Origin of the sequence: Rhodococcus mengyinensis (assembly GCF_048381435.1) — a bacterium.
Classification (GTDB): Bacteria; Actinomycetota; Actinomycetes; order Mycobacteriales; family Mycobacteriaceae; genus Rhodococcus_F; species Rhodococcus_F opacus_D.
The window spans coordinates 33,518-60,288 of sequence record NZ_JBLWIT010000069.1; the positions used below are offsets into that span (position 1 = coordinate 33,518).

General features: G+C 70.8%; 1 protein-coding gene. It reads left to right on the forward strand.

Going from position 1 to position 26,771, the window contains the following annotated elements:
• Nucleotides 1-26,700 carry a non-ribosomal peptide synthase/polyketide synthase gene (locus ACNJ7E_RS13850; RefSeq protein ID WP_418340130.1) on the forward strand — a complete coding sequence of 8,900 codons (26,700 nt, stop codon included), beginning with the start codon at nucleotides 1-3 and terminating at the stop codon, nucleotides 26,698-26,700.
• The last annotated feature ends 71 nt before the right edge of the window (nucleotides 26,701-26,771 follow it).

A 26,771-nucleotide genomic window follows, 5' to 3' on the forward strand; every position in this document is an offset into this window, starting at 1 on the left:
GTGTGCCCTGGACAAGGTGAAGGACCCGTTCCGGGGGCGGGAGAAACGCGCCGCCCCGCGGACCTCCGTGTTCCGGACGGCGGCGAACCGATTCCGCTCTCGGCGGCCCAGCGGGCCACGTGGTTCGCGCAGCAACTCGAACCGCTGGTCCCGATCTCCATCGCCCAGTACGTCGAGTTCCACGGTGTCCTCGACATCGACCTGCTCCGGCAGGAGACAGTGGAAGCGGCCCGCGAATTCGAATCGCCCTTCCTCAAGGTGTACGACGTCGACGGGCGGCCGCTGCAGTACGTGGACCATCGGACGGACACGTCGATCGCGTACGTCGACTTCCGCGCGGACGAGGACCCGGTGGCGGCGGCGCACGCATGGATGGAACGTGACTACGTCACGCCGCTCGATCTGAGCGCCGACCGGCTGGTCGAGACGTCGATCCTGCAGACCGGTGACACACACTTCCTGTGGTACAGCAGGATTCACCACGTCGCTCTCGACGGCTATGGGGCCATGACGATGCTGCGCCGCATCGCACACCGGTACTCCGCGAAAGTCGCGGGCCGCGAACCGGATCCGAACCGGGCGGTGAGCCTGCGGCAGTTGTACGACATCGACAGCCGGTACCGCGCCTCCGAGCGGTTCGTGACCGATCGGGAGTACTGGGCGGGGCGGGTCGCCGGGCTCGAGGGCACCACGCTGGCGCGGACGGCGGGGCAGGTGTCGGCCACCAGCACGGTGGAGAGCGCTGTCCTCTCGGACGACGTCGTGGCCGTTCTCGATTCCCGCGACAGCCTGTCGGCGGCGACCATCATCGCGGCCGCGGCGTGCTACCTGTCGCGACGTACCGGCAGAACCGATGTGCTGGTGACCATTCCGGTGTCGGCCCGCACCACGGCGGTACTGCGCAATTCCGGGGGCATGCTCGTCAACGTGGCACCGATGCCCGTCAGTGTCCGGGCCGACGACACCGTCGCGGAACTGATCGAGAAGGTGCAGCGTGAGCTGGTCGCCGCACTGCGACACCAGCGGTGCAGCCTCGACGACATCCGCCGCGACGCCGGCGACACCGCGACGACGGCACTGTACGGGCCGATGGTGAACGTCATGTTGTTCCGCCAGGAGGTCGCGCTGGGTTCGCTCCTCGGCGATTTCCACATCGTCACGTCGGGTCCGGTCGAGGACCTGCTGATCAACGTGTATCAGAGCGGCACTCCCACCCGGATCTTCGTGGACTTCCGCGCGAACCCCAGCCGCTACGAGGACGCGGAACTGCGGGAACACCATCGTCAGTTCGTCGAACTGCTCGAGGAACTGGCCACCGCAGACCCGGCGTCCCGGGTGGGCAGCATCCACGAGACCAGTTCCCGCACCGGCGAACGACTTCTGCGCGAGGCGGCGGAAATCGACTACTGGCGCCGGCAGCTGGACGGGTTGCCCGACCTCCTGCCGTTGCCCACCGATCATCGGCGGCCCGCGAGGTTGTCGCAGGCGAGCGATCGGGTCACCGTAGTGGTGCCGAGGGAGTTGCACCGCCGCATGGCCGCACTGGCCGACGCCGCAGGCACCACCGGCCGCACGGTGTTCCTGACGGCCCTGTCGATCCTGCTGGGGCGGGTGACGGGTAGCAGCGACATCGCCGTCGGAACGGCCGTGGACGTGGGCGATCGCACGGACGTCGTGGTGGTGCGATCGCGGTACGCGAGCGAGGAGTCGTGCCGCGACTATCTGTCGCACGTCCGGGACGTCGCTACCGAGGCGACGGCGCACACCGGTGTTCCGTTCGATCGTCTGGTGCGGGAACTCGATGTGTCGGTGTCGGACGCGTACGCACCGATCTTCCAGGTGCTGCTCGACACCCGCGCGCCCGGCTCCCCGGGTTCTGCCGTCTCCGGCCTCGACCTGTGCGTGACCGTGACCGAAGCGGCCGACGAGTCGGGCGATCCGGCGGGTGTCGCCGTCGAATTCGGTTTCGCCGCCGACCTGTTCGACGCCCACACGATTCGGGTGGCCGCTGAGCGGTACCTCCGCATCCTCGACGCGATGGCGGCCGATCCGGTGGTTCCGGTCGGTGACATCGAGATCCTCTCCGCAGACGAACGTTCCGCGCTGACACCGGTACGAGGACGACCGGGCCGGTCCGAGCGCACCCTGCCCGACCTCTTCGCGGACGCCGCCGCACTGGATCCGGCGGCGACGGCCCTGTCGCGGCAGGGCGAGGAGTTGTCGTACCGCGAGCTGGACCGGTGGTCGACGCAGGTCGCGCGCATGCTGATCGACCGCGGGGTGGGGCCGGAATCGTTCGTCGCGCTGGCACTGCCACGTTCGTTCCGGTCGGTGGCGTCCGTGTGGGCCGTCGCCAAGGCCGGGGCGGCGTTCGTTCCGGTGGACCCGAACTACCCGCCCGACCGAATCGACTACATGCTCGCCGATTCCGGTGCGGTGCTGGGCCTGACGGAGGAGTCGCTGCGGGGACGCTTACACGATTCGATTCCCTGGTGCGTGCTCGACGACGCGGACTTCCAGGCCGACTGCGCCGCCCGCTCCGACCGTCCGCTGACCGACTCCGACCGCATCCGGCCCCTGCACCTCGACAATTCCGCGTACCTGATCTACACGTCCGGCTCGACGGGGCAGCCGAAGGGCGTCACTGTCACGCACCGCGGGCTCGACAACTTCGCGGCCGACCAGCAGGAACGTTTCGGCGCCACGAGATCATCACGGACACTGCACTTTTCGACGCCGAGTTTCGACGCGTCCGTCTTCGAGTACCTGCAGGCGTTCGGGGTGGGTGCCACGATGGTGGTCGTGCCGCCGTCCGCGTACGGCGGCCCGGAACTGGCCGACCTACTGCGGTCGGAACGTGTCACGCACGGCTTCGTCACCACGGCTGCGCTGGGCACGATCCCGCCGGATTCGCTGGGCGACTTCCTCGACGTGGTCGTGGGCGGTGAGGTCTGCCCGCCCGAACTGGTGGCCCGGTGGGCGCCGGACCGCAGGCTGCACAACGCGTACGGTCCCACCGAAACGACCGTCATGGCGAACATCAGCGCACCGATGACCCCGGGTGACCCCATCACACTCGGCGGTCCGATCAGAGGTACCGAGGAAGTGGTACTCGACGCCCGGCTCCATCCGGTACCCGTCGGGGTACCCGGTGAGCTGTACATCGCCGGTGCCGGTGTGGCGCGGGGCTATCACCGCCGTCCCGGTCTCACCGCGGCGCGGTTCGTCGCCGACCCGTACGGCCGGGGCCGGATGTACCGCACCGGTGACGTGGTGCGGTGGCGGCCCGACCACACCCTCGAGTACCTGCGCCGCAGTGACTTCCAGGTGAAGGTGCGGGGCTTCCGCATCGAGCTCGGCGAGATCGACGCGATGCTGCAGACGCATCCGGACGTGCGACTGGCCGTCACCATCGGCAGGCCGGGACCGACCGGGGACACCGCCCTGGTCTCGTACGTCGTCCCGGCTCCGGGCAGGCCGATCGAGACGACGGAACTGCTGCGGCAGGTGCGGAACCGGTTGCCGGCGTACATGGTTCCCTCGGTCGTCGTGGTGCTCGACGAGATCCCGCTGACCCCGGTCGGGAAGCTGGACCGCGCGGCGCTGCCGGAACCGCGGTTCCTGTCCGCGGCCGCGGAGTTCAAGGCGCCAACCGACCCGGTCGAGGAGTCGATCGCCGAGGTCTTCACCGAGGTCCTCGGCGTCGAACGGATCAGTGTCGACGACAGCTTCTTCGACCTCGGCGGCAATTCTCTCGTGGCGACACGGGTGATCGCGCGCGTCAACGCGGCACTCGGATCGGACGTGGGTGTGCGGGCGTTGTTCGAGGCGCCCACCGCCGAACTGCTGGCCGCGTACGTTCGGCGTGCGGGGACCGAACTCGTGGACCGACCGCCCCTGGTCGTCGGGGAGCGGCCCGACCGGATCCCGTTGTCGCTGGCGCAGCAACGGATGTGGTTCATCAACCAGTTCGACACGTCGTCGGTGGCGTACAACATCCCGATGGCCGTGCGCCTCACCGGACCTCTGGACGCGGACACGCTGCGGGAAGCGGTCGGCGACGTGATCGAGCGGCACGAGTCGCTGCGCACCGTGTATCCCGCGTCGACGGACGGGCCCTACCAGGTGGTCGTCGACACCGCGGACGTCGTCCCGGACCTCACCCCGCACGTCGACGGCGACGAGTCGCTGTACGAGAGGATCGCGACCCTCCTCGCGGGCGGATTCGACGTGAGCGCGAAGGTCCCGCTGCGGGCGGCGCTGTTGTGGACCGGCCCCGACGAACACGTGCTGGTGATCGTGGTGCATCACATCGCCGCCGACGGGGCGTCGCTCGCGCCGCTGGCCCGCGACCTGATGGTCGCGTACTCCTCGCGCCGGTCCGGGACGCCGCCGAGCTGGGAGCCGCTGCCCGTGCAGTACGCCGACTTCAGCGTGTGGCAGCGTCGCCTTCTCGGCAGTGCCGAGGACGCGGACAGCCTCATGTCCCGGCAACTGAAGTACTGGCGCGGTGTGCTCGCAGAACTGCCGGAGGTCAGCGCCCTGCCGCTCGACCGGAACAGGCCGCCCGCCCGCTCACTCGAGGGAGCGACCGCGGCGTTCGCGATCGACGCGGGCCTGCACCGGCAACTGCTCCTCCTCGCGCGCGAGCACCACGCAACCCTGTTCATGGTGATGCACGCGGCGCTGGCCGTACTGCTGTCGAGGATGTCCGGGTCGGGTGACGTCGCCATCGGCACCCCGATCGCGGGTCGCGGTGAGGCGGCGCTGGACGACCTGGTCGGGATGTTCGTCAACACGCTGGTGCTGCGGACTCCGGTGGAGCCGGGTGAGGTGTTCACCGACGTGCTGGCCCGGGCCCGCGACACGGATCTGGGCGCGTTCGGGCACACGGACGTTCCCTTCGAGAGCGTCGTCGACGAGCTGGCACCAGGCCGGTCGACGTCCCACTCGCCGCTGTTCCAGGTACTGCTCGAATTCCAGAACACCGTGCGCGCCCACCTCGAACTGCCGGGCCTGACTGTCGAGGCGGTCGACGTCGACCCGGGGGTCGCCAAATTCGACCTCCAGCTGTCGCTTGCCGAACATCACGACGAGAAGGGCACCGCCGCCGGAATGTCCGCTGCCTTCCTCTATGCGACGGATGTGTTCGACCGGACGTCGGTGGAGGGGTTCGGGGAACGCTTCGTCCGGGTGCTGCGGGCGGTGGTCGACGACCCGGCGGCGGTGGTGGGGGACATCCCGGTTCTCGGTGCGGTCGAGCGCGACCTGGTGCTGGACCGATGGAACCACGAGGGCGTCACCGCCGACGCGCAGACCGTGGTCGAGTTGTTCGCGCGGGTGGCCGCGTCGACCCCGGACGCCACCGCGGTCGTGTGCGGTGACGCGACGCTGACCTACGGCGAACTGGACGAGCAGGCGAACCGGTTGGCCCGGTTGCTGATCGCCGAGGGGGTGGGAACCGAGTCGCTGGTCGCGGTGATGGTGGATCGCACACCTGCCCTCGTGGTGACGTTGCTGGCGGTGCTCGCCGCCGGTGGCGGGTACGTGCCGGTCGACACCAGCTATCCCGCCGAGCGGGTGGCAGCGATGTTCGAGGACGCGCGACCCGTCTGCGCCGTGGTGAGCGCCGAATTCGCGTCGCTGGCACCGGCCGGAATCCCGGTGGTGGCGATCGACGATCCGGCGACGGCCGGTGCGGTGGCCGAACTGTCCGGGCTGCCGGTCACCGACTCGGACCGGTTGCGGCCGCTGCGGGCCGACGCCGTCGCGTACGTCATCTTCACGTCGGGGTCCACCGGGCGACCCAAAGGCGTCCAGGTGTCGCACCGGTGCGTCGTCACGCTGCTCGCCAACACCCGGGAACTGTTCGGATTCGACTCGTCCGACGTGTGGACGCTGTTCCACTCGTACGCTTTCGACTTCTCCGTCTGGGAACTGTGGGGTGCGCTCGTCCACGGTGGCCGGCTGGTGTTGGTCGACTACTTCACCGCACGATCGCCGGACACGTTCTTCGAACTGCTGCGCCGGGAACGGGTGACGGTGCTGAACCAGACCCCGACGGCGTTCTACCAGCTGACGGAGGCCGATCGCGCGGCGAACGCCGTCGAGGACACCGATCAGGCGCCACTGTCGTTGCGGCACGTGATCTTCGGCGGCGAAGCCCTCGTCGTCGGGCAACTGGAGCGGTGGTACACCCGGCACGACGACCGGGCCCCCGTGCTGGTGAACATGTACGGCATCACCGAGACCACGGTGCACGTCAGCTTCCTCGCCCTCGACCGCGCGCTGGCGGCGTCCGTGCCGGGCTCGGTGATCGGCGGCGGACTCCCCGGTCTGCGGGTCTACGTCCTCGACGGCCGGCTGCATCCGGTACCGCCCGGGGTAGTGGGCGAACTGTACGTGTCCGGCGACCAGGTGACCCGCGGCTACATCGGCAGGCAGGGTTTGACCGCGACGCGTTTCGTCGCCGACCCGTTCGACCACCACCGGGCGGGGGCGCGCATGTACCGCTCGGGCGACGTCGTGAAGTGGGGTGCGGGCGGCCGGCTCGAGTACGTGGGGCGCAGCGACCTCCAGGTGCAGCTGCGCGGATTCCGGGTGGAACTCGGCGAAGTGGAGGCGGCCCTGGCCGCGTGTGCAGGGGTCGCGCAGTCGGTGGTCGTGGTGCGCGGCGACGACCGGGACGGTGACCGGCTGGTGGGTTACGTGGTCCCGGAGATGGGTGCGGATGTCGACGCGGCGGCGGTTCTCGATGCGGTCGGGGCGAGCGTTCCGTCGTACATGGTGCCGGCCGCGGTCGTGGTGATCGACGCCGTGCCCCTGACGGTCAACGGCAAACTCGACCGGAAAGCACTGCCCGAAGCGGACTTCGGCATTTCGACGGTGGGTTTCGTCGCCCCACGCAATCCGGTGGAGGAGATCGTCGCCGCCGTGTTCGCCGATCTGCTCGGCAGCGTCCGGGTGGGGGCGAACGACAGCTTCTTCGCACTCGGCGGGAACTCGCTGACCGCGACCCGGCTCGTCGCCCGCGTCAACGCTGCGGTCGGCGACCGTCTGGGCGTGCGGGACGTGTTCGACGCCCCGACCGTCGCCGGATTGGCCGCCCGCGCCGAGGCCGGAGACTCCCGCCCGGAATCCCGGCCGCCGCCGGCCCCGCGGGATCCGTCGCGGGAGGTCCCCGTCTCGCTCGCACAGCAGCGGATGTGGTTCATCAACCAGTTCGACACGGCCAGTGCGGCGTACAACGTCGCGATCGCGCTCCGCCTCTCCGGCACCCTCGACGCGCAGGCGCTGGAGGCGGCCGTCGCCGACGTCGTCGAGCGCCACGAGTCCCTCCGCACCGTCTTCCCCCTCACCGCCAGCGGTCCGCGGCAGGTGATCCTCCCGGCAGAGAAGGTGGCGCCCGCACTCACACCGCACGCCGTCGGGTCGGCGGACCTCGGCGCGGAACTTCACCGCCTGCTCTCCGCCGGGTTCGACGTGACGACGGAGGCGCCGGTGCGGGCCCGGCTGTTCGGGGTGAACGAGCACGAGCACGTGCTGGCCGTGGTCGTGCATCACATCGCGGCGGACGGTTTCTCGATGGTTCCGCTCGCCCGCGACGTCCTGTCGGCGTACACCGCCCGGTGCCGCGGCGCCGCGCCCGACTGGACCCCGCTTCCTGTGCAGTACGCCGACTACACACTGTGGCACCGAGACTGGCTCGGCGACGAAGGCGAAGACGGTTCGCGTCTCGCCCGCCAGCTCGACTACTGGACCGCGACACTGGCCGACCTTCCGGATGTGCTGGAACTGCCGACGGACCGGCCCCGCCCGGCCGCCCGCACCCTGGGCGCGGCCCGCGTCGAATTCGACATCGACCCGGACCTCCACCGGAGCGTCGTGCAACTCGCACGCAGGCACGGATCGACCGTGTTCATGGCACTGCACTCCGCACTGGCGGTCCTGCTGTCGCGGCTGAGTGCGTCGGACGACATCGCCGTGGGCACCCCCATCGCGGGCCGCGGCGAGGCCGAGCTCGACGACCTGGTCGGGATGTTCGTGAACACCCTCGTGCTCCGCACCCCCGTCGACGGCGCCCGCACGTTCGCCGAGGTGCTCGCGCAGGTCCGCGAGGCCGATCTCGGGGCGTTCACGCACGCGGACGTCCCGTTCGAACGCGTCGTGGAAAGCCTGCGTCCCTCCCGTTCGACGGCGTACTCACCGCTGTTCCAGGTGATGCTCGAATTCCAGAACACCGAGCGCCCCGAGCTGGAACTGCCGGGCCTCCACGTCGAACCCCTCGGCCTCGCGTTCGACACGATCAATTTCGACCTCCAGCTGACGCTGCGGGAGAACGTCGACCCCGACGGTCATCCCGCGGGGATCAGTGCGGCGCTGGGGTATGCCACCGACATCTTCGACGCGGACACGGTGGCCGCGTTCGCCGAGCGCCTGGTCCGGATCCTGAGCGCCGTCACCGAATCGCCGGACGCCCCGGTCGGCGACGTCGACGTCCTCGGCGCCGGCGAGCGGGCCGCGCTGACGTCCGCGAGCGGAGGCCCCGGCGTGGCCGCTCGGACGTTGCCGCAGTTGCTGACGGCCGCCACGGCCACGGACCCGGCCGCCGCGGCGCTGTGCTTCGAAGGACGTCACGTGTCCTACCGGGACCTCGACGAATGGTCGAACAGGCTCGCCCGGCTCCTGATCGAGCGCGGCGTCGGCCCGGAACAGGTGGTGGCTCTGGCACTGCCGCGGTCGATCGAATCCGTGCTGGCCGTCTGGTCCGTGGCCAAGACCGGGGCAGCGTTCCTGCCGGTCGACCCGAACCATCCGGCCGAGCGCATCGAGTACATGCTCGGCGACTCGGGCGCCGTCGCCGGTCTCACCACGGCCGCGCTGCAGTCAGCCCTTCCCGCGTCGATCCCGTGGCTGGTGCCGGGCGACCCCGGGACCGAGGCCGAGCTGGCGCTGCTCCCGGCGGCGGCGGTGACCGACACCGACCGGACGTCACCGTTGCACGTGGACCACCCCGCGTACGTGATCTACACGTCGGGATCGACGGGCAGGCCGAAAGGTGTGGTGACCACGCACCGCGGTCTGGCGAATTTCGCTGCGACGGAGCAGAGCACGTTCGGCACGTCCGCGGCGTCCCGGACCCTGCACTTCGCGTCGCCGAGCTTCGACGCCTCCGTGCTGGAGCTGATGCTGGCGGTTGGGCCGGGCGCGACGATGGTCATCGCGTCCCCGTCCGTCTACGGCGGCGACGAGCTGGCGGAACTGCTGCTGCGCGAGCGGGTCACGCACTGCTTCGTCACCCCGGCGGCGCTCGCCTCGGTCGATCCCGCCGGTCTGGAGAGCGTGCAGTGCGTGGTGACCGGCGGCGAAACGTGCCCGCCGGAACTGGTGGCCCGCTGGGCACCGGGCAGGGCCATGTTCGACGCGTACGGTCCGACCGAGTCGACCGTCGTGTCGAGCATCAGCACCCCGCTGGCGCCGGGCGAACCGGTCACGATCGGCGCGCCGACGCTCGGGTTCACCGAGGCGGTCCTCGATCAGCGGCTGCATCCCGTACCGGCGGGGGTCGCGGGGGAGCTGTACCTCGCGGGCCCGGCGCTCGCGCGCGGCTATCACGGCCGATACCCGCTCACCGCGGAACGCTTCGTGGCCAACCCCTTCGGGCCGCCGGGCAGCCGGATGTACCGGACCGGCGACCTCGTGCGCTGGACGACGGACGGGCAACTCGACTACCTCGGGCGCACCGACTTCCAGGTGAAGATCCGCGGATTCCGGATCGAGCTGGGCGAGGTCGAGTCGGCGCTGCTCGCGCACGGCGACGTGGCGGCGGCGATCGCCGACGTGCGCCGCGACGAACGCTCGGGCGACCGGCTGATCGGATACGTGGTCCCCGAACCCGGAGCGGACATCGATCCGGGCGAAGTGCTGCAGTTCGCGGGCACGCGCCTCGCGTCGTACATGGTGCCCGCCGTTGTCGTGGTGATCGCGGCGCTCCCGGTGACGGTCCACGGCAAGCTCGACCGGAAGGCGCTGCCGGAACCGGACTTCGGTGTCGCCGTCACCGACAGTCGTCCGCCCCGCACCGAGACGGAGGCGCTGCTCGCCGGCCTGTTCCGGGACGTGCTGGGACTCGAGTCGGTGGGTGTGGACGATTCGTTCTTCGCGCTGGGCGGCGACAGCATCATGTCGATCCAGCTGGTGGCCCGCGCGAAGGCAGCGGGTCTGATCCTCTCCCCGCGGGACGTGTTCGAGCGCAGGACCGTCGCCGGTCTCGCCGAGGTGGCCCACTACGAGCGCGCGGATGCCGTGGTGCTGGAGGAACTGCCCGGCGGTGGCGTCGGCCCGGTTCCGCTCACACCCGTCGTCGCGTGGATGCTGGGACGAAGCGGCGGCCGGCTGGACCGGTTCTCCCAGGCCGTGCTGGTCACCGCGCCGCCCCGGCTCACCCGTGGCGATCTCGCCGCCGCCGTCGACGCCGTGCTGGACCGTCACGACATGCTCCGCGCGCGGCTCGCCGTCGACGAGTCGGGGCAGTGGGCCATGACGGTGCTGCCGACCGGATCGGTGCCCGCCGATGCGCTGATCCATCACGTGCCCGTGACGTCGTTCGACGCCGGCGACTTCGATGCGGTGGCGAGAGCGGAACTGAACGCGGCGGCGGACCGCCTGGACCCGGCCTCGGCCAGCATGGTGCAGGTGCTCTGGTTCGACGGTCCCGGCGGGCAGGGGCGGTTGCTGCTGGTCGCGCATCATCTCGTGGTCGACGGCGTGTCGTGGCGGATCCTGATCGCGGATCTGGCGGCGGCCCACACTCGCGCCGCCGAGGGTCTGCCTGCCGCGCTGCCTGCCGTGGGGACGTCGATGCGGCGGTGGTCGCACGGACTCACCGATGCCGCGGCGGCCCGTCGCACCGAAGCGGGGCGGTGGCAGTCGATCCTGGACGGCCCCGACCCGCTCCTCGGGTTCCGGCCGCTCGATCCGGCCGTCGACGTCGATGCCACGACGGGCCGCGTCACCGTCGACGTCCCCGCACCCGTCACCGAGGCACTCCTCACCACACTGCCCGCCGCGTTCCACGGCACCGTCGGCGACGGCCTCCTCACCGCGCTCACACTGGCAATGATCCGGTGGCGGCGGCACCGCGGGGTCGAGACGGCCGACGTGCTGATCAACCTCGAGGGTCACGGCCGCGAAGACCACGTCGTGCCCGGCGCCGACCTGTCCCGCACTGTCGGGTGGTTCACCACACTGTTCCCGGCGCGACTCGACCTCACCGGCATCGGCATCGCCGCCGCCCTCGCCGGCGACGACGCGGCCGGGTCCGCGATCAAGGCGATCAAGGAACAACTCCTCGCCATCCCCGATCACGGCATCGGGTACGGGATCCTGCGATACCTGCATCCGGTCGGCTCGGAGGCACTGCGCCGATTCCGGCCACCGCAGGTGAGTTTCAACTACCTCGGCCGGGTGGCGACGAGCGGGGGCGACGTGCCCTGGCTGCCCGTCGCGGGCAGCGGGGACCTCGGCGGAACCCAGAACTACGACATGCCCGCCGCCTGGGTCGTGGACGTCAACGCCGCCACCACCGTCCGGGACGGCGCACCGGTACTCACGGCGACGTGGTCGTACCCCACCGGTGTGCTGGCCGCCGAGGACGTGGAAGAGCTGTCCGCACTGTGGGTTCGGGGACTCACCTCCCTGGCCGAGCACGCGAGCCGCCCGGGCGCAGGGGGGCTGACGCCGTCCGATCTCGATCTGGTGTCCGTCGGGCAGGCAGACATCGACCGGTTCGAGAGCACCTACCCGGACCTCGCCGACATCTGGCCGTTGTCACCGCTGCAGGCCGGTCTGCTGTTCCACGCGCAGCTGTCCGAGCATCGCCTCGACGCGTATCAGGTGCAGCTGGTCCTCGACCTGCGCGGCACCGTCGACTCCGCCAGGCTCCGCCGCGCCGCACAGGGCCTGCTCGACCGGCACGCGAACCTCAGGGTGGCGTTCGCGGACACCGGTGGCGGACCGGTCCAGGTGGTACTCGCCGGGGCGACCGCGCCGTGGACCGACGTCGACCTGTCGGATCTCGACGACACCCGGATCGCCGCGGAGGCGGAGGCACTCGTCGCGGCAGACCGCGCCGTCCCGTTCGAGATGTCCGAGGCGCCGCTGCTCCGATTCACGTTGCTGCGCACCGCACCCGACCGGTACCGGCTCGTCGTGACCCATCACCACATCCTTCTCGACGGATGGTCGACGCCCCTGGTGATCAAGGACCTGCTGATCCTCTACGCCACGGACGGCGACACGACGGCCCTTCCCCACGTCGCGTCCTACCGCGACTACCTGCAGTGGATCGGCAGGCAGGACCACGAACGCTCCACGGCCGCCTGGGTATCCGCCCTCGCCGGCTCGGACGAGCCGACATTCGTGACCCCCGCGGCGCGCGGCGAGCAGAGCTTCGCCGAACCCGAGGACGTGCGCCTCGACGTGGGCGAGGAGAAGACCCGGGCGCTCGAGGCCCTCGCACGAGAGCACGGACTGACGATGAACACCCTCGTCCAGGTGGCGTGGGGGCTGGTGCTGACCACACTCGGCACGCGCGAGGACGTGGTTTTCGGAGCCACGGTGTCCGGCCGCCCACCGGGAGTCGCCGGCATCGAGTCGATGGTCGGGCTGTTCATCAACACGGTGCCCGTCCGGCTGCGCCTGCGCCGCGAGGAGACGCTCGCGGAACTGCTGCAGCGTTTCCAGCGTGAACAGTCCGCCCTGCTCGATCACCACTACGTGGGCCTCACGGAGATTCAGCGCGCCGTCGGGGAAGGTGCTGCCTTCGACACACTGACCGTGTTCGAGTCCTATCCGGTGGACCGCATGGGATTGTCGGAAGACACCGACATCGACGGCATGCACGTCGCCGGGATCGAGGGGATCGACTCCACCCACTATCCGTTCACCCTGATGGCGCACGTCGACACCGGACTGCACCTGCGACTGCGATACCAGCCGAACGTCTTCCGGAGCGAGTTCGCGGAGTCGGTGGCGGCCCGCGTCGCGCGCGTCGTGCAGATCATGCTGGCGGACATCGACACACCCATCGCCCACCTCACCCTGCTGTCGGAGGCCGAACTCCAGGAGTACACCGCGGTGTCCGGGGCCCCCGCCGGGCCGCCGAAGACCCTGCCCGAGATCCTCACCGCCTCGGCCGGGAACCGGCCGGAGGCGCCCGCGCTCGTCTTCGACGGACGCGAGACGAGCTACCGCGAGCTCGACGAGCGGTCGAGCGCGCTGGCCCGTGTCCTCATCGAACGCGGTGCCGGGCCGGAGACGTTCGTGGCGCTCGGGCTACCCCGATCACGGGAATCGGTGCTGGCGGTGTGGGCGGTCGCGAAGGCGGGCGCGGCGTTCGTGCCCGTCGACCCGAACTATCCCGCCGATCGCATCGAACATATGCTGGCCGATTCCGGTGCGGCACTGGGTGTGACGACGTCCGCTCACCGACACCGATTGCCCGGTTCCGTGCCGTGGCTGGTGCTGGACGAACCTGCCTTCGACCGCACGTGGGCCGCCGCATCGCCGGTCCGCGTCACCGACCTGGACCGCCGGTCGGTGCTCGACGTCGACCACGCCGCGTACGCGATCTACACGTCCGGGTCCACCGGCAGGCCGAAGGGCGTCGTCGTCACCCACCGCGGTCTGGCGAACCTGCTCACCGAGCAGACCGAGCACTACACCGTCTCACCCGACTCCCGATGCCTGCACATCTGTTCACCCAGTTTCGACGTGGCGGTACTCGAACTCGTCCAGTCCTGTGCCGCCGGGGCGACGCTCGTGATCGCTCCCCCCGACGTCTACGGCGGGGCGGAACTGGCGGCGCTGCTGCGCCGCGAACGCGTCACCCACGCCTGCATCACCCCGGCCGTCCTGGCCACCGTGGAGCGCGACGGCATCGAGCACCTCGAGGCGCTCGTCGTGGCCGGCGACGCCGTCGGCGACGAACTGGTCGCCGCGTGGGGTGCGGATCGGGCGATGTTCAACGGGTACGGCCCCACCGAGGCCACCATCCTCACCACGTTCAGCCGGCCGATGAGACCGGGCGAGCCGGTCACCATCGGGGGCCCCGTCCGTGGCATCGCGCTGTCGGTCCTCGATGCGCGGCTGCAGCCCGTTCCGGCCGGGGTGCCCGGCGAGTTGTACATCGCGGGACCGGCGCTGGCCCGCGGGTACCACCGGCGGCCCGCGCTCACCGCGGAGCGGTTCGTCGCCGACCCCTACGGCGGCGGCCGGATGTACCGCACGGGCGACGTCGTGCGCTGGTCCCGCGACCACACCCTCGAATACCTCGGGCGCAGCGACTTCCAGGTGAAGATCCGCGGTCAGCGCGTCGAACTAGGCGAGATCGATTCCGTTCTCACCACCCACCCGCACCTCGACTTCGCCGCGACCCTCGGCAGGCCGGGCCCGCTGGGGGACACGGCGCTGGTGTCGTACGTGCTGCCGCACGACGGCGAGGAGGTGGCGGCGCCGGACGTGCTCGCGTTCGCGGGCCGGATCCTGCCCAAGTACATGGTGCCCGCCGCGGTGGTCGTCCTCGACGAGATTCCCCTGACCCCCGTCGGCAAGCTCGACCGGAAGGCTCTGCCCGCACCGGAATTCACGTCGGCGACCATCGGGTACCGGGCGCCCACCACTCCGGTCGAGGAGGCTGTCGCGCAGGTGTTCGCCGACGTGCTCGGCGCCCTGCGCGTCGGTGCGGACGACAGCTTCTTCGAATTGGGCGGCGACTCGCTCAGCGCCACCCGGGCGGTCGCGCGCATCAACTCCGCCCTCGACGCCGGGATCGGCGTGGCCGCACTGTTCGACGCGCCGGTCGTCGCCGATCTGGCGGTCCGGATCGACTCGGCGGTGACGGCGGCCACCCCGTCGGTGGCGCTCGCCGCACGACAGCGCCCCGACCGGATCCCGTTGTCGCTGGCGCAGCAACGCATGTGGTTCGTCAACCAGTTCGACACGTCGTCGCCCGCCTACAACATTCCGATCGCCCTGCGACTGACCGGGGTCCTCGATCACGCCGCCCTGCTCGCGGCGGTCGGCGACGTCGTCGCGCGGCACGAATCGCTCCGCACCGTGTTTCCCGGGTCGGTCGACGGACCGCACCAGGTGATCGTCGATGCCGGGCGGGCCACCCCCCGCCTCGATCCGGTGGCCGCCGCCGGTGACCGCGCACTGCGGGACGCCCTCGCAGCCCTGGTCGGCGCCGGTTTCGACGTGAGCGACGAGATCCCGTTCCGCGCACGGCTGTTCGAGCTGGAACCCGAGCAGCACGTCCTCGCCATCGTCGTGCACCACATCGCCGCCGACGGGTTCTCCATGATGCCGCTGGCCCGCGACGTCATGCTCGCGTACACCGCCCGGACCGTGGGGGAGACGCCTGGCTGGACCCCGCTGCCGGTGCAGTACGCCGACTACAGCGTGTGGCAGCGGGACTTCCTCGGTGCGGTGGACGATCCGGACTCGGTGCTGTCGAGGCAACTGGGCTACTGGACGGACACCCTGTCCGGTTCGCCCGAGGTGCTGCAGATCCCGGTAGACCGGCCGCGCCCCGTCCAGCGGTCCTACCGCGGGGACGTCGTCGAGTTCGACGTGCCTGCCCGGCTGCACCGTGCGTTGAACACGATCGCAGCACAACATAATTCGACACTGTTCATGGCGGTTCACGCGGCATTCGCCGTCCTGCTGTCCCGGCTGTCGGGCACGGACGACGTCACGATGGGAACGCCCGTCGCCGGTCGCGGGCAGGCGGTGCTCGACGACGTGGTGGGCATGTTCGTGAACACGCTCGTCCTGCGGACGGTGGTGGATCCGCGGGCGTCGTTCGGTCAAGTACTGACCGCGGTGCGGGCGGCGGACCTCGGTGCGTTCGAGCACGCGGACATCCCGTTCGAGCGGCTGGTCGACCATCTCGCCCCCGAACGATCCACGTCGCACACCCCACTGTTCCAGGTGCTCATCGAGTTCCGGAACGCGGAGGGCACCCACCTCGAACTGCCCGGACTCACCGTCGATTCGCTCGGCGTGGACTTGGGCGTCGCGAAGTTCGACCTGGAACTGAGTCTCGCCGAGCAGATCGACAGTGACGGCGCGCCCGCCGGACTCAGTGCCGGACTGCGGTTCGCGACGGACGTGCTCGATCGCGACACCGCGGTCCGATTCGGGGAACGGTTCCTTCGGGTGCTCGAGTCGGTCGCCGCGGCCACGGAGCTTCCCGTGGGCGACATCGAGATCCTGGACACCGCGGAGCGGGACCGGGTGCTGCCGGCGTTCGCCGAGTCCCCGGCCCCGGACGCGACCCTGGGGGACCTCTTCGAGCGGGCCGCGCAGCGATCCCGCCACGCGACGGCCGTCGTGTGCGAAGGGGTCTCGCTCACCTACGACGAGCTGGACACCCGGGCGAATCGCCTGGCGCGTTTGCTGATCGCGCGGGGCGCCGGCCCCGAGACCCTGGTGGCCGTCGCCGCCGCGCGGTCGGTGGAGCTGGTGGTGGCGCTGCTCGCGGTGGTGAAGTCGGGTGCCGGCTATGTGCCCGTGGATGTGACGTACCCGGTGGAGCGGCTCGCGTTCGTGTTCGCCGACGCCCGGCCGGTGTGTGTGCTGACCACCGAGGCCGAATCCGACGCGGTCCGGGCGAGCGGGGTCCCGCTCCTGCTCGTGGACAGTGCGGAGACGGTGGCCGAACTCGACCGTACGTCGCCGCTGCCGGTCACCGACGGCGACCGGACCGGGCCGCTGCGCCCGGACTCGGTGGCGTACGTCATCTACACGTCCGGCTCGACGGGGCAGCCGAAAGGCGTTCAGGTGGCGCACCGCAACGTCGTCACCCTGTTCGCGAACACGCAACCGCTGTTCCGGTTCGATGCCTCCGACGTGTGGACCATGTTCCACTCGGCGGCGTTCGATTTCTCCGTCTGGGAACTGTGGGGTGCGCTGCTCCACGGCGGCCGGCTGGTGGTGGTCGACTACTTCACGACCCGCTCACCCGACATGTTCCTGCGACTGCTGCGGGACGAGAACGTCACCGTCCTGAATCAGACCCCCACCGCCTTCTACCAACTCGCCGAGGCGGACCGGGTCGCCGGCGCCACCGAACTGTCCCTCCGCGTCGTGGTATTCGGCGGCGAGGCCCTCGACCTGGGGCAGCTCACCCGCTGGTACGCGCGACACGACGACACCGCCCCGGCGCTGGTGAACATGTACGGCATCACGGAAACCACCGTGCACGTCAGTCACCTGCCGCTGGACGTGGAACTCGCCGCGTCCGCGTCGGCCTCCGTGATCGGCCGGGCACTGCCCGGACTGCGCGTGTACGTGCTCGACTCCCGACTGCACCCGGTGCCGCCGGGAGTGGTCGGGGAACTCTACGTGTCGGGCGCGCAGGTGACCCGGGGCTATCTCGGCCGGTTCGCGCTCACGTCGACCCGGTTCGTGGCCGACCCGCACACACCCGGTTCGCGGATGTACCGGTCCGGCGACCTCGGCCGGTGGAACGCGGACGGTCAGCTGGAATATCTGGGCCGCAACGACTTCCAGGTTCAGGTCAAGGGCTTCCGCATCGAGCTCGGCGAGGTGGAGTCGGCGCTGCTCGCCTGCGACGGTGTGGCGCAGTCGGTGGTGCTGGCGCGGCGCGAACGACTGGTGGGCTACGTGGTGCCCGAGGCGGGCCGGGTGCTGGATCCGGCCGCAATCGTCGACGCGGTCGCCGGCCGGCTGGCGGCGCACATGGTGCCCGCGGTCGTGGTGGTGCTCGACGTCCTGCCCCTCACCGTGAACGGCAAACTCGACCGCAGGGCGCTGCCCGAACCGGACTTCGGACGGCAGGTGTCGCTCGGCCGCGCACCGGCGACGGAAACGGAGCGGATCCTTGCCGCTCTGTTCGCCGAGGTGCTCGGCCTCGAATCGGTGGGCGTCGACGATTCGTTCTTCGCGGTCGGCGGCGACTCCATCATGTCGATTCAGCTCGTCACCCGGGCGAAGGCGTCCGGGGTGGTGATCACCCCGCGGGACGTGTTCGAACGCAAGACGGTTGCCGCGCTCGCGGAGGTCGCGACCGCGGGAGAGCAGGCGGTCACGCTGGAGGAGCTGCCCGGCGGCGGCGTCGGCGAATTCCCCCTCACCCCGATCGTGCACTGGATGCTGGGCAGGGACGGCGATTTCCGCCGGTACTCCCAGGCTGCGCTGTTCACCACCCCCGCCGCACTGGACGAGGACACGCTGACGGCGGCGATGCAGGCCGTCCTGGACCGGCACGATATGCTGCGCGCCCGGCTGTACCGGAGTGACCGGGCCGAGCACGGTGCGGCGATGGCGGTCGCGCCGCCCGGCTGGGTGCGGGCGACCGCGGTGGTGCGCACGGTGCCGCTCGACGCCGCCGACTCGTTCACCGAGGCCGCGTCCCGCGAACTGGACGCCGCCGCGGGCCGGCTCGACCCGGAGTCGGGTGTGATGGTGCAGGCGGTCTGGTTCGCGAGCAGCGCGACACCGGCCGCCGCGGGACGGCTGCTGATCGTCGCCCATCACGTGGTGGTCGACGGGGTGTCGTGGCGGATCCTCGTCCCCGACCTCGCCCTGGCCTGCGCTCAGGTGCTGTCGGGTGAGCCGCCCACCCTGCCCGGCACCGGCACGTCGATGCGCCGGTGGGCGCACGCCCTCACCGATGTGGCGCAGGAGCCCTCTCGCACAGCCGAACTCGACCTGTGGCGGCGGATGCTCGACACCCCCGACCCACCGCTCGGGTCGCGGCCCCTCACCGCAGCCGACGTCCAGACCTCCGACGTCGAGGTCCGGGTTCCCGTCGAGGTGACGGAGGCGCTGCTGACGACGCTTCCCCAGGCCTTCCACGGGAGTGTCGGCGACGGACTGCTGACGGCGCTGGCGTTGGCGCTCGTCCGCTGGCGCCGCGCGCGCGGGATCGAGTCGTCCGGCGCGCTGGTGAATCTCGAAGGGCACGGTCGTGAGGAGCAGGTGGTTCCGGGCGCCGATCTCGCCCGCACCGTCGGCTGGTTCACCACGATCTTCCCGGTGGGCCTCGACCTGAGTGGTGTGGACATCGACGACGCGTTCGCGGCCGGCCCCGCCGCCGGGGCCGCGGTCAAGACGGTGAAGGAGCGGTTGCAGTCGATCCCCGACCACGGCATCGGGTTCGGGCTGCTCCGTTACCTCGACGCCGAGACGGCTCCCGAACTCGCGGGCCTGCCGGGCGCGCAGGTGAGCTTCAACTACCTCGGCAGGCTCGGTTCGGGTTCCGCGCCGGACGGCGACTGGACGCCGGTCGCCGACGCGGGCCTCGCCGCCGCCGCGCACTCCGGGCTGCCCGCGGCGGCCGTCGTCGACGTGAACGCCAGGACCACCGACACCGCCGCCGGTCCCGCCCTCACCGCCACGTGGTCGTTCCCCGTCGGGGTGATCGCCGCCGACGACATCGGCGAACTCGCGAGCCTGTGGGTCGGCGCGCTCGAGGCCCTCACCGAGCACGCCCGGTCCGGTGGCGGCGGATTCACCCCGTCCGACCTGAACCTCGTCCGGCTCGGCCAGAGCGCGATCGACGACCTCGAGCGCCGCTACCCGGCGATGACCGATGTCTGGCCGCTGTCGCCGTTGCAGGCGGGCATGCTGTTCCACGCCGAACTGGCCGACGAATCGGTGGACGCCTACCTCGTCCAGCTGATTCTCGACCTCGGCGGCGACGTCGACGCCGCACGACTGCGCCGGGCCGCCGCCGCACTCCTCGACCGTCACCCGAACCTGCGCAGCGCGTTCTGTCACGACGCCGAGGGCGGGGCCGTGCAGGTGGTCTCGGGCCGGGTCGCCGTGCCCTGGCGGGAGATCGACCTGAGCGCACTGGACGAGGACGCGGCGGCCGCCGAGGTCGAGCGACTGCTGGCCGCCGACCGGACCACCCCCTTCGACATGGCCACCGCGCCGCTGATCCGGTTCCTGCTGGTGCGAACGGCCGGCGGCCGCTGCCGACTGGTGTCGACGAACCACCACATCCTGCTCGACGGCTGGTCGATGCCGCTGATGATCCGGGAACTGCTCACGCTGTACGCCACGGACGCCGACCCCTCTCCGCTGCCCCGCGTGCGGGACTACCGCGACTACCTGGTGTGGATGAGCGTGCGCGACACCGAGCTGTCCGCGCGGGCCTGGGCGGACGCCCTCGCGGGGGTCGAGGAACCGACGCTGCTGGTGCCCGCCGACCGGGCTCGGCAGCTGTCGACCGTGTCGCGGGAGTGGGTGTTCGACCTCGACGAGGACCGGACCGACCGGCTGCGCGACTCCGCGCGGGCGCGCGGGCTCACCCTCAACAGCATTCTGCAGACGGCATGGGGCATCGTGCTGGCGATGCTCACCGGACGCGACGACGTCGTGTTCGGCGCCACCGTCTCCGGCCGGCCGCCGGAACTCTCCGGCATCGAGACGATGGTCGGGCTGTTCATCAACACCGTTCCGGTGCGCGTCACTCTGCATCCGGAGGAGACGCTCGGCGCGTTGCTGGAGCGGGTGCAGGCCGAGCAGGCGGCGATGCTCGATCACCACTACACGGGTCTCGCCGAGATCCAGGACGCCGCGGGTCCCGGCGTCGGGTTCGACACCCTCACCGTGTTCGAGTCGTATCCGGTGGACCGGGCCGGGCTGTCGGAAGACACCGATATCGCCGGACTCCGCGTGACCGGTGTGGATGCCCGCGACGCCGCCCACTACCCGCTGAGCCTCGTCGCGTCGGCGGCGGCGAGCCTGCACCTGAAGTTCGAGTACGTGCCCGGCCTGTTCGCCGCCGGCGCGATCGAGGACATCGCCGAGCGGGTGGTGCGGGTACTCGACGCCTGCACCGGACCCGACGTGCCGCTGGCCCGGCTGTCGCTGCTCACCGAGCGTGAACGCGCGGAACTGGTACCGGTCCGCGGTGGTCCCGCCGGCTCCGTCCGTACGCTCCCGCAGATCTTCACGGACGCCGCCGCGGTCGACCCCGATGCGGTCGCCCTGTCGTCCGGCGACGTCGAGGTGTCGTACCGGGAGCTGGACGAGCGGTCCAACCGGCTCGCCCGTGCTCTGATCGACCGCGGACTCGGGCCGGAAATGTCGGTGGCCGTAGGTATTCCACGCTCGATCGAGTCGGTGCTGTGCGTCTGGGCGGTGGCCAGGACCGGGGCCGTGTTCGTGCCCGTCGACCCGAACTATCCGGGCGAGCGCATCACGCACATGCTCACCGACTCGGACTGCGCACTCGGGTTGACGACGTCCGAGCATCGCGCTCGCCTGCCCGAGAACATCGGCTGGCTCGTTCTCGACGACCCCGCGTTCGCCGCCGAGTGCGCGGCCGCATCCGCGGAATCGGTCGACGACGGCGACCGCACGGCACCGGTCACCCTCGACACGGCCGCGTATCTCGTCTACACGTCGGGGTCCACCGGCAGGCCGAAGGGCGTCACCGTGACGCACCGCGGTCTCGACAATTTCGCGCGCGACCAACTCGCCCGCTTCGGGGCGGATCCCGGGTCCCGGACGCTGCACTTCTCGACACCGAGCTTCGACGGATCCGTGTTCGAATACCTGCAGGCGTTCGGTGCGGCGGCGACGATGGTGATCGCGCCGACCACCGTCTTCGGCGGCGACGAACTCGCCCAGCTGATCCGGGACCGGCACGTCACGCACGCATTCGTCACCACGGCGGCGCTCGCGTCCCTCGACCCGGCGGGGCTGGATCACTTCACCGACGTCGTCGTCGGCGGCGAGGCCTGCCCGCCCGAACTCGTGTCCCGGTGGGCGCCGGGGCGCCGCTTGTACAACGGGTACGGCCCGACCGAGACCACGGTCATGTCCAACATCAGCGATCCGCTGAGACCGGGGGAGCGCATCACCATCGGTGGACCGATCTGCGGTGTCACGGAGTTGGTGCTGGATTCCCGGTTGCGGCCGGTTCCGGTCGGGGTTCCTGGGGAGTTGTACCTCGCCGGTGCGGGATTGGCGCGCGGTTACCACCGGCGCCCCGGGGTGACGGCGGAACGGTTCGTCGCCGATCCCGCCGAGCCCGGGCAACGGATGTACCGCACCGGCGACATCGTGCGCTGGACTGCCGAGCACACCATCGAGTACCTCGGCCGCAGCGACTTCCAGGTGAAGGTGCGCGGGTTCCGCATCGAACTCGGCGAGATCGACACCACTCTCACGGCCGACCCCGACGTCCGGTTCGCGGTCACGGTCGCCTACCGCGGTCCGGCCGGGGACACGCTCCTCGCGTCGTACGTGGTGCCCGCGCCCGAACGTGCCCTCGATACCGAGACGATCACCCGCCGTCTCACGAGCAGACTGCCCGCCCACATGGTTCCGTCCTCGATCACGGTGCTGGACGAGATCCCGCTGAACGCCGTCGGCAAGTTCGACCGCAAAGCCCTGCCCGCACCCGAATTCGACTTCGGCACGCGCGAATACCGGGCACCCGCCGATCCGGTCCAGGAGACGGTGGCCGAGGTCTTCGCGGAGGTCCTCGGACTCGACCGGGTGAGCGCGGACGCGGGATTCTTCGACCTCGGCGGCAACTCACTGAGCGCGACCCGCGCGGTGGCCCGCCTGCGCGCCGCACTCGACACCGACATCGGCGTGCGGGCGTTGTTCGAGGCGCCCACGGTCGAGGCGTTCGCCGCGCGTATCGAGCACGCGGGAGCGGGTCCGTCCGGCCGTCCCGCCCTCACCGCCGGGGACCGGCCCGACCGCATCCCGCTGTCCTACGCCCAGCAACGCATGTGGTTCATCAACCAGTTCGACACGAGTTCGCCCGCCTACAACATCCCGATGGTGGTGCGGCTCATCGGCGACCTCGACGTGGATGCGCTGACCGCCGCCGTCACGGACGTCGTGACCCGGCACGAGTCGTTGCGCACCCGCTTCCCGCTCCGCGACGGCGAACCCGTCCAGGAGATCCTCGCGCCTACCGCGCCGATGCTCGCGCCGACCGCGGTCGCGGACGACGGTCGGCTCCGGGAGGAGCTCACCCGGCTCGTGACGGCCGGCTTCGACGTCGCCCAAGCCGTTCCGCTACGCGTCGCCCTGTTCTCCCTCGACCCGACGGACCACGTGCTCGCCGTCGTGGTCCACCACATCTCCGCCGACGGCTTCTCCATGGCACCGCTGGTGCGGGATGTGATGATCGCGTACGAATCCCGCGTCCACGGTCGCGCTCCCGGATGGACGCCGCTGCCGGTCCAGTACGCCGACTACACACTGTGGCAACGCAGGCTGCTGGGTTCGGAGGACGACCCCGGGTCGCTGATCTCGCGGCAACTGGCCTACTGGGAGTCGGCGCTGGCCGGGCTGCCCGAATTCCTCGAACTGCCCGCCGACCGTCGGCGTCCCGCACAGCAGTCGTTCCGCGGCGAGCGGGTGCGCTTCGCGATCGAGCCCGGCCTGCACGAGCGGATCCGGACGGCGGCGCGGGAGCACCGGTCCACCGAGTTCATGATCGTGCACGCTGCACTCGCTGTGCTGCTCGGCCGGCTCGGCGGCACCGGGGACGTGGCGATCGGCACCCCGATCGCCGGCCGCGGCGAGGCGGCACTCGACGACCTCGTCGGCATGTTCGTCGGCACGCTGGCCCTGCGCACCCCGGTGGAGGCGGGACAGCCGTTCCGTGACCTGCTCGCGCGGGTCCGCGACGCCGATCTCGGCGCCTTCGCGCACGCCGACCTGCCCTTCGAACGGGTGGTGGACGCCGTCGGACCGGTGCGGTCGACCGCCCACTCGCCGCTGTTCCAGGTGTCCCTCGAATTCCAGAACACCGAGAATCCCGCTCTGCGGTTGCCGGGGCTGACCGTCGAGGGGCTCGATCCCGACCTCGCCGTCGTGAAGGTGGACCTCGAGGTGATCCTCGACGAGCGGTTCGCCGCCGACGGCACCCCGGCGGGCATGGTGGGTGCGATCGACTACGCGACCGACCTGTTCGATGCCGACACGGTGCGCGGGTTCGCGGAACGGTTCGTGCGCATCCTCGGCACCGTCACCGCGGAACCCGGTGTTCCGGTCGGCGACATCGAGATCCTCGGCACCGACGAAGTCGCGGCGCTCACCCCGGCGCGCGGCGCACCCGACGCCCCGAATGTCCTGCTGCCGGAACTGCTGTCGGCCGCCGTCGAACGAGACCGGGGCGCCGACGCGGTGTCCTACCGGGGCCGGACGATCAGCTACCGCGAACTCGACGAGGCGTCGAACCGGCTGGCGCGCCGCCTGATCGAGGACGGTGCGGGTCCGGGAACCACTGTCGCTCTGAGCCTGCCGCGCTCGATCGAATCGGTGCTGTCGGTGTGGGCCGTCGCTCGGACGGGCGCCGCGTTCCTGCCGGTCGACCCCGGGTATCCACTCGACCGCATCGAGCACATGCTCACCGATTCCGGGGCGGTGTCCGGGGTGACCCTGCGGGCACACCGAGATCGGCTGCCCGGCACCGTGAACTGGATCGTGCTCGACGACGCCGAAGACGAGGAACGGATCCGGCTGAAGTCGCCTATCCCCGTCGTCGACGCGGACCGGACGGCGCCGCTGCACGAGGCACATCCCGCGTACCTCATCTACACGTCCGGATCCACGGGCGTCCCCAAGGGAGTGGCCGTCACACACCGCGGCCTGGCGAACCTCGCCGCGGAGGAGCGCGACCGCCTCGCCGTCACACCCGGCGCCCGGGTGCTGCACTTCGCGTCGCCGAGTTTCGACGCGTCCGTGTTCGAACTGGTCATGGCATTCTGCGCGGGAGCGACGCTGGTGATCGCCCCGCCGACGATCTACGGCGGCACCGAACTGGCCGCACTGCTGAGCGACGAGCGGGTGTCCCACGGATTCGTCACCCCGACCGCACTGGCGTCGATGGACCCCCTCGGCTTCGAGTCGCTGCGGATGCTGGTCGTGGCCGGTGAAGCCTGTCCACCCGAACTCGTCGCCCGGTGGGCGCCCGGCCGCCGGATGTTCAACGCCTACGGGCCGACCGAGACGACGATCATGTCGAACATCAGCGACGCGCTGGTGCCGGGCGAGCCGATTACGCTCGGCGCACCCACCCGCGGCGTCTCCGAGGTCGTGCTGGATTCGCGGCTGCGCCCGGTGCCGGTCGGTGTCGTCGGTGAGCTGTACGTGTCGGGACGCGCTCTGGCGTCCGGGTATCACCGTCGGCCCGATCTGACGGCGTCCCGTTTCGTGGCCGCCCCCTGGGGTGCCCCGGGCGAGCGGATGTACCGCACGGGAGACGTGGTGCGGTGGCGCCGGGACGGCACCCTCGAGTACGTCGGGCGCAGCGATTTCCAGGTGAAGATCCGCGGGTTCCGCATCGAACCCGGCGAGATCGACGCCGTACTCACCGATCATCCCGACGTCGGGTTCGCCGTCACCATCGGCCGTGCCGGGCCTGCCGGGGAACCGCTGCTCGTCTCGTATGTCCGGCCGATCGGCGGTGCGGACGTCGACACCGCGGAACTCACCCGTCTCGTCGGGGAGCGTCTGCCGGCCCACATGGTGCCCGCCGCGCTCGTCGTCCTCGAACAGATTCCGCTGACGCCGGTGGGCAAGCTGGATCGCGCCGCACTGCCCGCACCCGAGTTCCTGTCGGGCGCCGCCTTCCGGTTGCCGGCGAACGACCTCGAGGCGGCGGTCGTGGACGTCTTCGCCGAGGTGCTCGGGCTCGACCGGGTGGGGGCCGAGGACAACTTCTTCGAGAGAAGCGGCAACTCCCTGCTTGCGACGAAGGTGATCGCCGCCCTGCAGGAGAGGCTCGATCGGAAGATCCCGCTGCAATGGATGTTCCTCGATCCCACCCCGGCCGGCCTCGCTCGCAGGATCGCAGTGCCGTCGGCGGAGAGCGGGGTGACGGAGGCACTGGGGGTGGTCATTCCGCTGCGCACGGAGGGCACCGGACGACCGCTGTTCTGTGTCCACCCGGGAATCGGGCTCTCCTGGGGGTATGCGGGTATCGTCCGGTATCTGCCCGCCGACCGCCGTGCGTTCGGACTGCAGTTGCCCACGATCAGCGGGGACGGCGACTACCAGTCGATCGAACAACTCGCGCACCGGTACGTCGAGGAGATGAAGGCCATTCAGCCGGAGGGACCGTACGACCTGCTGGGCTGGTCGCTGGGCGGGGTCATCGCCCACGCGATGGCCGTCGAACTCCAGCGTGCAGGCGACGACGTCGCCACCCTCACGGTCATGGACAGCTATCCCGACAACGGCGAGGATCCGCTGTTCGGGAAGCTCGACATGCGGGATCTGCTCCGCGGCCTGGGGCTCGTCGTCGCCACCGACGGCGAGCTCACGTACGAACGCGCGGCGCAACTGCTGAACGAATCGTGGGGCAGTGACTCCGGGCTACGCGGAGAACACCTCGCGCGGATCAACGCCGGATACGAGAATTCGCGAAATCTGGTCCACCGGTTCGAGCCGCAGGTCTACGATGGCGAGCTGCTGATCTTCCCCGCGACCGGCGACGACGACGGCACCACGCGCTCCCGGTCGGCGGACGAGTGGCGGCCGCTGGTGACCGGTCGAATCGTGGAGCACCGGGTGGACTGCGGGCACAACGACATGATCGAGCCGCAGTCCCTCGCCGTCATCGGTCCGGTGTTGTCGGGGTATCTCGAGGCCGGTCGCACCCGGCGCCGCGACGACCGAATCCGCTGAACGGAGCCGTGCCGCTGTGCAACGATGGGGTCTGTGCGCCCTGTGGACGGCGAACGAGTTTTCTGGGGGAC